The organism is Streptomyces sp. NPDC051963, from assembly GCF_044593495.1.
GTDB lineage: Bacteria > Actinomycetota > Actinomycetes > Streptomycetales > Streptomycetaceae > Streptomyces.
On record NZ_JBIUCC010000003.1, the window covers coordinates 506,518 to 519,707 of the forward strand.

Consider the following 13,190-nt stretch of genomic DNA (forward strand, 5'->3'; position numbering starts at 1 on the left):
GGTTTTGCTGGGGCTTCTTGAGACCGCACCCTGTGAGTCGCCCAAAACCCGCTCGACGCCCCCCTCCGCAGGGGGCGTCGGCAGTTGCTGTCCGCGGTCGGTAGTCCCGGCGTCCTAGGTCACGTTCCCCAGGTGATGAGCTTGAGGCTGGAGCTCGCTGTTCGGACCGCGGTGAGGAGGTTCTGGCCCTGTGGGTCGACCAGGGTCGGCAGGACGGCGGGGCCTGCTAGGTCGTCGCTGTCGCCCCACCTGGTCACGGCTCCGGAAGCGGTTACCCGCCAGAGGATGACCTTGAGGTTTCCCGTCTCGGTGATGACGGGGGTTGCCAGCCGTCCGCCGGGCGCGGCGCCGAGATCGTGGCCGTTGGTGATGCCGGCGAGTTCGCCGCTGTCGCCCAGCCGCTGGATCGAGCCGCTGGGCCGGACTCGCCAGGTGATCAGCTTCAGGGTGTCGGACGCGGTCTTGACTGCGGTCACCGCGACTCCGGACGGGTCCATGAAGACCTTGACCAGCCTGCTGTTTCCTGCCTGGTTTCCGCTGTCTCCGAGCCGTTGCACGGACTGGTCGGTGACGCGCCAGAGGATGAGTTTGAGGTTGTCGGATCCGTCCCGGACGGCGGTGAGGACCAGGCGTGTGTCGACGACGGCCATGTCCACGTCGCGGACCTCGCCTGCCAGGGTTCCGCTGTCCGCGAGCCGGGTGAAGGAACCGTCGGGCTTCAGGGTCCAGACGATGACCGAGAGATTGCCGCTGCCGTTGCGACAGGCTGTCGTCCAGAGCAGTGAACTGGCTGGGACGACCCGGATCAGAGTGGCCGCGCCCGCCTGGTTTCCGCTCTCCCCGCGCCGCTGGATCGAGGTGCCGTCGTCGCTGACGGACCAGCTGATCAGCTTGAGATTCCCCGCACCGGTCCGGCAGGCCGTCACGTACCGGTCACCGGTGGTGGAGCGGGCGAGGTCGATCGACGTGGCCGCACCGGCCTGCTCGGCACTGTCGGCCGTACGGCTCACGGAGCCGTTGGCGTTGAGGCGCCAGCCGATGAGTTTCAAGGTGCCGGCCTGGGTGCGGACGGCGGTCAGGGCGTGGGTGTCGTTGTGGCGTGCGGCAGCGATCTCACTGACGAATCCTGCCTGTTCGGCGCTGTCACCGCGGCGCTCCAGGGCGGGGTAGAGGCGCCTGATCCCGTCGATGTCGTCCTGAGTCAGGCTGCGACGGGCCCCTCCGTAGCTGGGGAACATGACAGCACCGGTGACGGCTGAGTGATCGAGGCCGAGCAGGTGGCCGATTTCGTGGAGCGCGACCGTCTCCGCGTCGAAGGTCTGGGCGCTGCCGGTGAGACTCCATGTCTCCGCGTCGTCGTAGTGCAGCGAGCCGGCATTCCCTCCGCCGCACGGCGGCGGATAGAAGGCGTGCGCCAGAGTGTTGCCGACGCCGTCGAACGCGGAGCCGTCTCCGTGATTTCCGGTGTGCCAGCCGATCGCGAAGTCGGAGGTCGCCGTGGTGACCTGCTGGAAGCGCACGCCACGCAGTACCGCGGCCCAGGTCGCGAAGGCGCGCTCGACAGCCGCGCGTTCATCGTTGCCGGTGATGTCGGCGGTGCCGTTGGTGAACCTGAAGGTGAAGGCCAGTTTGGCGTAGTTGCATCCACGCAGAACGAATTCCGCGCCCGTCCCCCGGCGAGCGGCATTCACGGTGGGCAGATCAGGAACTCCGCATCGCGGCTGCTCAAGTGCGTCGACGGTGATCGGATCCAGTTCGCCCGTCTCGCTGATTCCGCCGATGTTCTGGAACATCCGAAGCGCGTCACTCGTGGCGTCGTCCAGCACTCCGGGCGTCACGGTGGTCGTCAGATACCCGTACTTCGTCAGGTACCTCTGTAACTTTCCGACTTCTTGGTGCTCATCGCCGCGGTGCAGTTCCTTTACGTCCAGTGTGAATCGCTGAGCCGTCATGACTCATCCCTTTCGTCGTGTGAAGACTCCTCTCATCCATGGCGGCGGCATAGGGCCGGGAAAGCGTAGAAAAGCCGGGCCCCACCGCACACACATGCGGTGGGGCCCGGCTCCTCGTCCGTCGTCAGCTCACAGGTACCGGCACCGGGTCCAACCGCCCGCCGGCCATGGCCACCACGGCGGACACGAAGGCCTGGAGGCAGGTGTGTTCGGCCTCCTCGTCGGGGAGCGAGAGGTGTTGCAGCGTGAGTCCGTCGAAGCCGGCGAGGAAGAAGCGCGCGATCGTCTCCACGGGCTGGGCGAGGGGCCGACCCGTTCGCTCTGCCGCCTCGGTGATCAGCCTCGCCGTCACCTCGGTCACCCCCCGGTAGTGGGTTTCGAGAGCCTCGCTCAGGGCCGGGGAACGGAGCGCGAACATGGTGAGTTCCGTGAGGAGTTGATGGCTCGCGGGCTGCTCACGCACCGTCCGCCACAGCGCCGCCGCCAGCGCGCTCACCGTCTCCTCGAAGCCCCCGTCGGCCGGCGCGGCCTGCTCGACCTGTGCCACCAGATCCTGTGTGAGCTGCTCCATGACGGCGCGGTACAGCCCTTCCTTCGTACCGAAGGTGTAGTGCACCGTGGCCTGGGCCACCCCCAGCTCGGCGGCGATGGCACGCGTACTCCCGGCCGCGACCCCTTCCCTGGTCATGAAGTCGATGGCCGCTTTGATCAGCTGAGGACGGCGCTCGGCCGCGGAAACGTGAGCCATGACCCCATCATACCGACTGAGTCTCATGAACAAGTCGTTCGAACAGGTCATCTTCGCGCAGCTGGACGCCGTGGCCGTGGCGCGGCCGCTGAGGTCCGGTCTGTGGCCGCGCGGGTCAGTTGCCGCATAACAACGGGTGAATACGTTTCCTCCGACACCCGTGATGTGGGATGAACGAGGAGGCAGGCTCATGAAAGAGAGCCAGTTCGATACGTGTGTGATCGGGGCGGGACCCGCCGGGCTGGCCGTCGCCAGGGCCCTGGCGGAGCGGAGTCTGCCGTACACGCATCTGGAGCGGCACACCGGGCCCGGCGGTATCTGGGACATCGAGAACCCCGGCAGCCCGATGTACGAGTCGGCCCATTTCATCTCCAGCAGGACCCTGTCGGGCTTCGGCGGCTTCCCGATGCCCGACCACTTCGCGGACTATCCGCCGCACCGGCAGATCCTGTCGTACCTGCACTCCTTCGCCGACGCCTACGGGCTGACGGACCGGATCGAGTTCGGCGTCGAGGTCGCGGGCGTCGAGAAGAACGCGGACGGCACCTGGACGGTCACCCGGGCCGACGGGCGGGAGAGCGTGCACGGGCAGGTCGTGGTGTGCACGGGCGCGCAGTGGCATCCCAACGTCCCTGAACTGCCCGGGGAGTTCGGCGGGGAGGTCCGGCACACGGTGGACTATCGCAGCGCGGAGGAGCTGCGGGGCAAGCGGGTGCTGGTCGTGGGGGCCGGGAACTCCGGCTGCGACATCGCCTGCGACGCGGCCCGGACCGCGGACCATGCGGTGATCAGCATGCGGCGCGGGTACTGGTTCATTCCGAAGCACCTGTTCGGGCGGCCGGTGGACACCATCGCCAACAGCGGACCGCATCTGCCGATGTGGCTGGCGCAGCGGGTCTTCGGTGGCCTCCTGCGGATCGTCAACGGCGATCCGACGCGGCTGGGGCTCCAGAAGCCGGACCACAAGCTGTTCGAGACCCACCCGGCCATCAACTCGATGCTGATCCACCACCTCCAGCACGGCGACATCACCGCCCGGCCCGGGATCGCCCGCGCCGAGGGCAGTACCGTGCACTTCACCGACGGCACGAGCGACGACTTCGACCTCGTTCTGATGGCCACGGGCTACGTCCACAAAGTGCCGGTCGCGCAGCGGTACTTCGGCGACGAGCAGCATCCCGACCTGTATCTGTCGTCGTTCTCCCGCGAGCACCAGGGCCTGTTCGGGATCGGGTTCATCGAGACCAACTCCGGTGCGTACCAACTCTTCGATGCCCAGGCGCAGTTGATCGCCGGGTTTGTGCACGACGCGCGGCACCGGCTGCCGAACGCGGAGCGGTTCACCCAGATGATCCGTGCCGACCGCCCGGATCTGTCCGGCGGGCTGAAGTTCGTCGCCTCGCCGCGGCACACCGGCTACGTCGACAGCGGGGCCTTCGTGAAGTACCTGGGCAAGGTCGCGGGGCGGATGGGCTGGCGTACCGAGGGCCAGCCGCCGCCGGTGCGGTCCCCGCGACGCGTGGAGGCGACGGCATGAGCCGGTTCGACTTCGCCGACAAGGTCATGCTGGTGACCGGTGGCGCGGGCGGCATCGGCAGTGCCCTGTGCCACCGCTTCGCTTCAGGCGGCGCCCGCTGCGTCGTGGTCGACATCGACGGGATCCGCGCCGAGAAGGTGGCCGCGGAACTGCCCGGCGCCGGGCACACGGGCATCGGCTGCGATCTGCTGGACCGTGCCCAGGTGGAGCGGCTGTTCGAGCTGGTCGCCGACGTCCACGGCCGTCTCGACGTGCTGGTGAACAACGTGGGCATGACGAGCGCGGAACGCTTCGACGTCCGCAGCGTCGAGAGCATCGAGCGGGAGATCACCCTCAACCTGACCTCCCCGCTGGTCGCGACCCGGATCGCGCTCCCCCTGCTGAAGGCCTCCCGGGACGCCCGGGTGGTCACCACTGTCTCCCTCGGCGGGATCTTCCCGCTGGGCGAGACCCCGATCTATACGGCTTCCAAGTTCGGGCTGCGGGGCGCGATGCTCGCCATCGGCCTCGACCTGCGGAGCAAGGGGATCCTGGCCGGGGCGGTACTCCCGTCGGCGACCGACACCCGGATGCTGCGCCAGGAGGCCGTGGACGGCGGGAACTCCATGCAGTTCCAGGACCCGCCGCAGCAGCCCGCCGACGTCGTCGCGGCCGTGGTGAGCCTGCTGGACAAGCCCCGCCTGGAGGCCTACCCGAGGACCGGTGAATCCCGTCTGGTGCGGTTCGCGATGCTCGTACCGAACCTGCTGCCCAGGCTCTTCCCGCTGTTCCGCAAGCGCGGTGACCGCGGCATGGCCCGCTATCTGGAGGAACTCCGCCGCCGCGGACTGGCCCGACAGACCGACGGACGCTGGGAGTTGGTGGAGGAAGCATGACCACGGATCGGACGCTGGAGATCGTCAACCCCGCAACCGGGGAGCCGATCGCCACCCTGCCCGCCGCGAGCGCCGACGACGTCACCAAGGCCGCCGAGCAGGCCCGGCTCACCCACGACGCCGGGACATGGTCGCGGTTGCCCGTCCGCGAACGCAGCGCCGTACTGCTGCGCCTGGCCGACCTGATGGCACGCGACGCCGAGATCCTCGCCCGGCTGGACAGCGAGGACGCGGGCAAGCCCATCACGGAGTGCCGTACGGGTGACGTACCCGGCGCGATCGAGTCGATCCGCTGGTTCGCCGAGGCGGCCGACAAGGTCTTCGGCCGGGTCGCGCCGGGCGGCCCCGACGGTCTCGGCCTCATGACCCGCGAACCGGTCGGTGTCGGCGCCGCTATCCTCCCCTGGAACTACCCCCTGGCGATGACCGCCTGGAAGGTCGGCCCCGCCCTGGCCGCGGGCAACTGTCTCCTGGTCAAGCCCGCGGAGGCCACCCCGCGCTCGGCCCTGCACCTGGCCGCGCTCGCCGCCGAGGCCGGCCTGCCCGACGGGGTGCTCACGGTGCTGCCCGGGTTCGGCGAGGAAGCCGGTGCAGCCCTCGCCCGCGACCCCCGCGTACGGGCGCTGTCCTTCACCGGCTCCACCGCCACCGGCCGCCGCATCCTCAAGACCGCCGCCGACGGCAACTTCAAGCGCGTCTCTCTGGAAATGGGTGGCAAGAGTCCTCAGGTGCTGATGGCCGACGCGCTCTCCTACGGCGACGAGCTCATCGCCGACATGATCGAGGCCGCGTTCCTGACGATGGGCCAGAACTGCACGGCGGGCTCCCGGGTGTTGGTGCACCACAGCATCGCCGAGGAGGTCGTGGAGCGGTTCACGGCCGCGGCGAGGGAGCTCGTCATCGGCGATCCGGCCGACCCGCGCACCCAGCAGGGCCCGCTCATCAACCGCGCCGCCTTCGACCGGGTCGCGGGCGCCGTCGAGGCCGCCCGGGCGGGCGGAGCCCAGATCCACACCGGGGGTCTGCTCCACGGGCTGCCTCCGCGCGGCGCCTACTACCCGCCGACCGTGATCACCCGCGCTCCCGCCGACAGCGACGTACTCACCAAGGAGCTGTTCGGTCCCGTCGTCACCGTCGAGACCTTCACCTCCGAGGACGAGGCGGTACGCCGGGCGAACGCCACCGAGTACGGGCTCGCCGCGTCGGTCTGGACACGCGACCTGGACACCGCGCTGCGGCTGGCTCGTGGCATCGAGGCGGGCGTGGTCTCCGTCAACTCCTACAGCGAGGGCGACATCACGACGCCTTTCGGCGGTTGGAAGCAGTCCGGATTCGGTGGCGTGGAGAAGTCCACGAGCGCCTTCGACCAGTGGACCCGGGAGAAGACGGTCTGGATCCGCACCCGCTGACCCGAGCCGGCCTCAGTCCGTCCACCCCATCCCCCGGAGCATCCGCTCCCGCAGCTGGACCGGGGAGGTTCCGTGCCAGCGGCGTACCGCGCGGCGCAGTGCCCGTTCGTCGGAGAATCCCGCCCGGCGGGCGATGTCGCGCAGGGTCAACTCCGGGCGCAGCAGCAGCTGTTCGACGCGTTCCCGACGTACTCCCTCGGCCAGTGCCTCGTACGTCGTGCCGCAGTCGGCGAGCCGGCGGCGCAGTGTCCGCTCGCTCGTCGCATGCCGCCGAGCCTGCTCACCGAAGGACGGGATCACCGGGAGGCTCTGTGCGACGGAGACCTCCAGTACCTCCAGGAGGTCCTGCTGGTCGTGGCGGGAGGCCATCTGCGTGTCGAGCGTCTCCAGGGTCGACGCGTACGTCACCGGATCCCGGCCGGGCATCCGGGCACGGGCCCACGCGGGGTCGATGACGATGCGGTCGGCCGGGGCGCCGAAGCGGACCGGACAGCCGAACAGGGCGCCGTACAGGTCGATTTGACGGGGTGCCGGACCGGAGAACTCCACCGCCCTCGGCGTGAAGGCCGGACCGACGGCCAGCCGGGACAGGGTGACCACGGACGCGAACCCCTCCTCGATCAGGAAGGAGGCGACGCCCGGGTCGATGGCGGGGTCGGGCAGGTCGGCGTGCAGCACGAAGGTGCCGTCCTCACCCTGGCCGGTCGACCACACGGTCATCGCCCCGGAGAGGTTCTGGTACTTCACCCCGGTCTCGATGGCGTGGCGCAGCGTGTCGTCGGCCATCAGGGCGAAGCCGAGCAGGCCCCACGCGGTGAGGTGCTGCGCCGCGCCGACCTTGAGTCCCAGATGCTCGTCCCGGGTGAGCTCCAGGGCGCGCCGGATCACCGCGCTGCCCTGCCGGTACGACACCCGCAGCGCGGCGGAGCGCATCAGCGTCTCGTCCAGCCCGACCCGGCTCAGCAGGGGTCGTAGATCGACGCCGCGCTCGTCGGCGACCATGACGAGATAGCGCAGGATGTTCGGCTGGATCGTCGCCGACGTGCTGCGGCTGGTCCCCTGAGGGTCCGCAGGGCCGGGGCCGGAGGCAACGGACATCGCACTCCCCTTCTCCTGGGCGACCACCGTAAGCGCCCCGGCGTCACCGGTCCCATGGGGCCGAGTCGGATGGCCCCCGAAGTCCCCTGTACGGCCTCTGACGTCCTGCGTTCGCCCCGTCGCGCCTGGCTACGGTCGTGCGCATGCCCCTTACCGCTCCAGGCCGGGCGCAGGCCGGGCGCCCTGCCGGCAAGGCCGGCGCCCGCAGGGTCGCGACCGTCACGTTCGCCGCACAGGGCATGTCCGTCGCCGCCGTGTACACGACCGTCCCCGCCGTCACCGAACACTTGAGACTGGCTCCGCTGCTGACGACCGCCCTGATGGTGACGGTGGCTCTGATGGCAGGGGCCGGCAGCTTCCTGGGTCTTGCCGCGATCCGCGTCGCCGGTCCCGTCTCCACGATGCGCGGGGCCCTGCTGACGGCCGCCGTCGCCCTGATGCTGATCGGGTGGGCCCCCGGCCGGGCGACCGCCGTCTGCGCGTACGTCCTCTTCGGGATCGCCGTCGGCGCCCTCGACGTCGGGATCAACACCCGGGCAGCCGCGATCGAACGCGTCCACGGCCGCAGCATCTTCGGATCCTTCTACACGGCATGGAGTGTGGGCGGCGTCGTCGCGGCCCTGCTCACCGCCGCGGCGGCCCGGCTGGAGTGGCCCGTCGCCGACGGCCTGACCGTACAGGCGGGCATCCTCCTGATCGTGGCCGCCTGTGTCCGCACGCACACCCTTCCCACCGCCGGGGAGCCGTCGGAGCCGCCGGAGCCCTCGGAGCCGTCCGACACCTCGGTGCAGTCGCCGCTGGGGCGCCGTATGTGGGCCCGGCTCCTCCCCTTCGGCCTGGTCCTCCTCGTCGTCTACGTCGTGGACTCCACCGTCTCGGCCTGGTCGGCGGTCTACCTGCGCCAGACACTCGCCGCGTCCCTCACGGTGGCACCGATGGCGTACGCGGCCTACCAGGCCGGCACGGTCGTCGGCCGAGCCGCCACCGACCGGCTGGTGCAGAGGTTCGGCGCGGTGGCCGTCGTACGCACCGCCTCTTTGCTGGTCGCGGGCGCACTGGCCGGCATGGCCGCCGCGCCGGGCTGGCTGTTCGCCGTTCTCGCGGCGGGCACGGTGGGTCTGGGGGCGTCCGTCCTGGCCCCGCTGTGTCTGGCCGCCGCCGCGCGGCTGCGCCCCGACGCCTCGGAGACGGTCCTGGCACGGCTGAACCTCTTCAACTACGCGGGTGTGGTCACCGGTGGCGCCGTGAGCGGGCTTCTCGGCTCCACCGGCGAGTTCCGTCTCGCCTACGCGGCACCGGCCGCCCTGGCGGTTCTCCTCCTGGCCGCCGGCCGCCATTTCTCCCGGCCCGCGGGCCGGGAACGACGCGCGCACGAAGCCGAGGTCGGGTCGTGAATTCGCGATTTCCCTGACGGTCCGTCATGAAATAACCGTGTTAACTCGACGCACAACCCCTTGCCAAGCAGAGATAGTACGTGTTCGGATTATCTATGTCGGGCGACACCCCACCGCCCCGAAACTGCTGGTCAACACATGTATCGCAGGGTCCATCCGCCCTGCCTCCGCTCCCCCACTCCCCGTCTGTCCCCGCCCCTTCCGCCGTGCGCCCGGAGTGTGTCTGCGCCATGTCCGCAGCCCGCGGGGGCGCGATCGGTACCCCTCTGCGAACCCTGGAGGAAGCCCATGTTCGATCTTTCGTCCGTCGACCTGCTCGACGCCTTCACGCGCGAGCTTCAGCTGTGCAAGCTGCGCAGCGGCGAGCACGTCGTGGTGCTGTCCGAGCCCGGCAGCCGTGGCGACTACGTCGCGGCCGCCTTCGGGGCCGCCAAGGCGTGCGGGGCACATGTCATCTCCGCGACCGTGCCGGGCGGCAGCCCCGCGCCGATGCCCAGCACCCACACCGGTGCGGGTCCGGGCCTGGTCTCCGTGCTCAACGACAGCACCGCGCAGGACCTGCTGAAATCGGCCGACCTGGTCGTCGACCTGACCCGCGAGGGCTTCATCCACGCGCCGGTCCAGCAGGAGATCCTGCGCGCCGGCACCCGCATCATCTTCGTCTGCGACGCCCCCGACGTGCTGATCCGCAACCTCCCCAAGGAGGGCGACAAGGCCGAGGTGCTGGAGGGCGTCGACCTGCTGAAGCGGTCGTCCGTCATGCGGGTCACCTCGGAGGCGGGGACCGACCTGACCGTCCAACTCGCCGGATCCAAGCCGGAGTTCCAGTGCGGCTTCGCCGACGACCCGGGCCGCTGGGACCACTGGCCCAGCACGATGGTGCTGTGCTGGCCGGAGATCTCCGACGGGCAGATCGTGCTCGCCGAGGGCGACATCCTGCTGCCCTTCAAGGAGTACGTCCGCTCCCCCGTCACCCTCCAGATCGCGGGCGGGCACATCGAGAAGGTGTCCGGCGGCGCCGAGGCCGAACTGCTGTCGACCTTCTTCGAGGACGCCCAGGACGAGTGGGCGCGCAGCCTCTCCCACATGGGCTGGGGCCTGATGCGCACCGCCGACTGGTTCGCCACCGCCATGTACGGCAAGGACGACCTGATGGGCATGGACGCCCGCGCCTTCGCCGGGAACTTCCTGTGGTCGACGGGCCCGCATCCGGTCCTCGGACGTGAGTCGTACGCCCACCTCGACATCGCCATGCGCGGCTGCACCGTCACCGTCGACGACGTCGAGGTCGTCACCGCCGGGAAGCTCACCGACGGCTGACCGCACGCCGGTCGTGCGCACGAACTACCCCTTTACGCCCGCCAGTTGGAGGAAGAGTGGCGTCCAGCCAGTCGTACGAAGTCACCGTCGTCGGAGGAGGTCTCGGCGGGCTCACCGCCGCGCTGGCCCTTCGGCAGCGTGGTCTGCGGGTCACCGTCCTGGAGGCGGCGGCCGAGCTCGGCGAGGTCGGCGCGGGCATCCAGACGGCGCCCAACGCGAGCCGGGTGCTGATGGGGCTGGGGCTGCGCCGCCAGATGGAGGCCATCCACACCGAGCCGCTCGACCAGGTGCGACGCCGGTGGAAGGACGGCAGCATCGTCGCGCTGACCTCGCTGGGGCAGCGCTGCAAGGACGAGTTCAACGCGCCCTACTGGCACTATCACCGGGCCGATCTCCACCGCATCCTGCTGGACGCGTGCCTCGATCCGCACGGACCCGGCCCGGTCGTGGAGGTGCACACCGCGAGCAAGGTCGTCGAACTGGACCGCACGGACCCCGAACGTCCCGTGGCGGTCACCGACGACGGGCACCGGTACACCGGGGACGCGATCATCGGCGCCGACGGCATCCGCTCGCGGACACGTGACCTGATGGGCCTGCGCGACACCTTGGAGTTCTCCGGCGAGATGGCCTACCGGGCCCTGATCCCCGGCGAGTTGATCGCCGCCGACCCGGCGACGCGCTGGCTCATGGACCGCTACCAGAGCACCATCTGGTACGGCCCCGACCGGCACCTCGTGCACTACGTGATCCGCGGCGGCGAGTACCTCAACGTCGTGGCGTGCGTGCCGTGCACGGACGAGGTCGCCGAGAAGTGGAGCGTGCCCGCGACCGCACAGGACCTCGTGGACGCGTTCCCCGGCTGGGACGACCGGGTGCCGGCCATGCTGTCCAAGGCGAAGGAGGACGTCTCCGTCTTCGCGCTCCACCACCGGCGCCGCGACCCGGTGTGGATGGACGGCCGTATCGCCCTCCTCGGCGACGCCTGCCACGCGATGCTCCCCTACCAGGCACAGGGCGCCTCGCAGGCCATGGAGGACGCCGCCGTACTGGCCGAGGAACTCGGCGCGGTGACGGCCGACGGAGTCGAGGGAGCGCTGCGCCGCTACGTCGACCGGCGCGCCAAGCACGCCGGCATGGTCCAGGAGGCGTCGCTGCGGAACAAGACCTTCTACCACCTGCCCGACGGCCCCGAGCAGCGGGCCAGGGACGAGAAGCTGAAGAACTTCGACGGGGAGTCGGACCTGTCCTACGACTGGCTGTGGTCGGGCACCCCGCTCAACGACCCGGATCTCGGCGCGTTCTCGTACCCGTTCGCCCGCTGAGCCTGCCCCCTCCCCCCCTCAAGACCGCCACCCCCCGCACCTTCCGGTCCGCACGCCGGAGCCCCGCGAAAAGGCGCGTCCGCAATCGTGCGGCACGTATCAGACACGCAACACCGTGGAGCGAACGTGAAAACAGGCGATCAGATCGTTCAGGAACTGCCCTGGAGATGGCCCGTCCAGGGAAAGATCTTCATCATCGGTGGCCTCGGCTACCTGTTCGACGCGTACGACATCGCCCTGAACGGCTTCCTCATGCCGCTCGTGGGTGAGCAGTTCGACCTCTCGCTGAGCGATCGCGGGCTCGTCGCGACCGCCAACCTCGTCGGCATGGCCGTCGGTGCCATCGCCTGGGGCTCGGTCGCGGACCGGATCGGCCGGAAGAAGGCCTTCAGCGTCACGTTGCTGATCTTCGCCCTGTTCTCCGTCCTCGGTGCCCTCTCGCCCACGTACCCCGTCTTCCTCGCGCTGCGCTTCCTCGCGGGCATCGGCCTCGGTGGCTGTATCCCCGTGGACTACGCACTGGTCAGCGAGTTCTCGCCGCGCAAGTACCGGGGCCGGATCCTGACCGGGCTCGATGTGTGGTGGCCGGTTGGCGTCACGCTGTGCGGGTTCGTGTCGACGGCGCTGCTCGCGGTCGACGGGAACTGGCGGTGGATGCTGGCGACGATGGTCCTGCCCGCGCTGCTGCTGTTCTGGGCACGCCGTGGCATCCCCGAGTCGCCCATCTACCTGACGAAGAAGGGCCGCGAGACGGAGGCCCGGAAGGTCATCGACGACCTGGTCGCCCGTACCGGCGCCCCCGTGGTGCCGTACACGATTCCGGAGCCCGTCGCCGAGACCGGCCCGCGAGGCGTGGCCGCCGCGGCCGAGCAGCTGCGCCGCATCTGGAGCTTCAGCCCGCGCATCACCTCCGCGGCCTGGCTGCTGTTCGCCACCATCATGCTGGTCTACTACGCGGCCCTGAGCTGGATGCCGACGATCCTGCGGGAAGAGGGTCTCGGTGACACGGCGGCCTTCATGAAGACCACGCTCATGAGCGGTGTCGGCATCGTCGGTGTGCTGGTGTCCACGGCCCTCGTCGACATCGTCGGCCGCAAGTGGCTCATCGGGATCTCGGCGCCGGTCGCGTCCCTCGCGCTGGTCGTGTTCGCGCTGGTGATGGAGATGCCGACCGGGTCGGTCGTGGCGATCGCCGTCTTCGGCTTCCTGATCCAGCTCACGATTCCCGTCCTGTACGCGTACGCCTCCGAGTTGTACCCCACCGAACTGCGGGCCAGCGGCTTCGGCTGGGCCTCGTCGGTCAGCCGGGCGCTCACCGGATTCGCCCCGATGCTGTTCGGCTCGCTCATGTGGCCCGTGCTGGGGCTGCCGATGACCTTCGCGGTGCTGGGGATCGCGGTGCTGCTGGCGGTCGTGTGGATGGCGGTCGCGGCGCCGGAGACGAAGGGCAGGGTCCTGGACGCCGATGAGGAGGAGACGCCGACCGCCACGGCCCGGGCCGTCCCCGAGCAGGCGGCGATCTGAACCGTCCG

The 13,190-nt window shown here is 70.0% G+C and carries 10 protein-coding genes; 7 read left to right on the top strand and 3 right to left on the bottom strand.

Features of this window, described 5'->3' with window-relative positions; all coding sequences use genetic code 11:
* Positions 1–119: 119 nt before the first annotated feature.
* Positions 120–1,952, bottom strand: a complete 1,833-nt coding sequence (locus ACIHFB_RS14555) for a matrixin family metalloprotease (protein WP_400126942.1) — start codon at positions 1,950–1,952, stop codon at positions 120–122.
* Between the two features lie 124 nt (positions 1,953–2,076).
* Positions 2,077–2,700 carry a TetR/AcrR family transcriptional regulator gene (locus tag ACIHFB_RS14560; protein ID WP_365285892.1) on the bottom strand — a complete coding sequence of 208 codons (624 nt, stop codon included), beginning with the start codon at positions 2,698–2,700 and terminating at the stop codon, positions 2,077–2,079.
* Positions 2,701–2,890: 190 nt separating this feature from the next.
* Between ACIHFB_RS14560 and ACIHFB_RS14565 the strand changes: the two genes are divergently transcribed.
* Genes ACIHFB_RS14565 through ACIHFB_RS14575 form a run of 3 tightly spaced genes read left to right on the top strand, consistent with a single transcriptional unit; the run spans position 2,891 to position 6,521 of the window.
* On the top strand, positions 2,891–4,237 hold the full coding sequence (locus ACIHFB_RS14565) for a flavin-containing monooxygenase (protein WP_400126943.1): 1,347 nt from the start codon (positions 2,891–2,893) through the stop codon (positions 4,235–4,237).
* A complete protein-coding gene (locus tag ACIHFB_RS14570) occupies positions 4,234–5,112 on the top strand; it encodes an SDR family NAD(P)-dependent oxidoreductase (protein WP_400126944.1) in 879 nt (292 codons plus the stop codon). The genes ACIHFB_RS14565 and ACIHFB_RS14570 overlap by 4 nt, the downstream gene beginning before the upstream one ends.
* Entirely contained in the window at positions 5,109–6,521 is a 1,413-nt protein-coding gene (locus ACIHFB_RS14575; protein WP_400126945.1) for an aldehyde dehydrogenase family protein, read from the top strand. Before ACIHFB_RS14570 ends, ACIHFB_RS14575 begins: the two co-directional genes overlap by 4 nt.
* 12 nt (positions 6,522–6,533) lie before the next feature.
* Here ACIHFB_RS14575 and ACIHFB_RS14580 read toward each other — a convergent pair whose 3' ends face one another.
* Complete coding sequence (locus ACIHFB_RS14580) at positions 6,534–7,619, bottom strand: AraC family transcriptional regulator (RefSeq protein ID WP_400126946.1); 1,086 nt, start codon at positions 7,617–7,619, stop codon at positions 6,534–6,536.
* 143 nt (positions 7,620–7,762) lie between these two features.
* On the opposite strand from ACIHFB_RS14580, the gene ACIHFB_RS14585 reads away from it, so the two are divergent.
* The 4 genes from ACIHFB_RS14585 to ACIHFB_RS14600 all read left to right on the top strand — a co-directional run bounded on the left by ACIHFB_RS14585 (position 7,763) and on the right by ACIHFB_RS14600 (position 13,182).
* On the top strand, positions 7,763–9,013 hold the full coding sequence (locus ACIHFB_RS14585) for an MFS transporter (RefSeq protein WP_400126947.1): 1,251 nt from the start codon (positions 7,763–7,765) through the stop codon (positions 9,011–9,013).
* 288 nt (positions 9,014–9,301) lie between these two features.
* Entirely contained in the window at positions 9,302–10,333 is a 1,032-nt protein-coding gene (locus ACIHFB_RS14590; protein ID WP_365285880.1) for a hypothetical protein, read from the top strand.
* Between the two features lie 56 nt (positions 10,334–10,389).
* Positions 10,390–11,658 carry an FAD-dependent monooxygenase gene (locus tag ACIHFB_RS14595; protein ID WP_400126948.1) on the top strand — a complete coding sequence of 423 codons (1,269 nt, stop codon included), beginning with the start codon at positions 10,390–10,392 and terminating at the stop codon, positions 11,656–11,658.
* 126 nt (positions 11,659–11,784) lie between these two features.
* The gene (locus ACIHFB_RS14600; RefSeq protein ID WP_365285876.1) at positions 11,785–13,182 is read left to right on the top strand and encodes an MFS transporter; all 1,398 of its coding nucleotides are present in this window, start codon (positions 11,785–11,787) and stop codon (positions 13,180–13,182) included.
* Positions 13,183–13,190 lie beyond the last annotated feature (8 nt).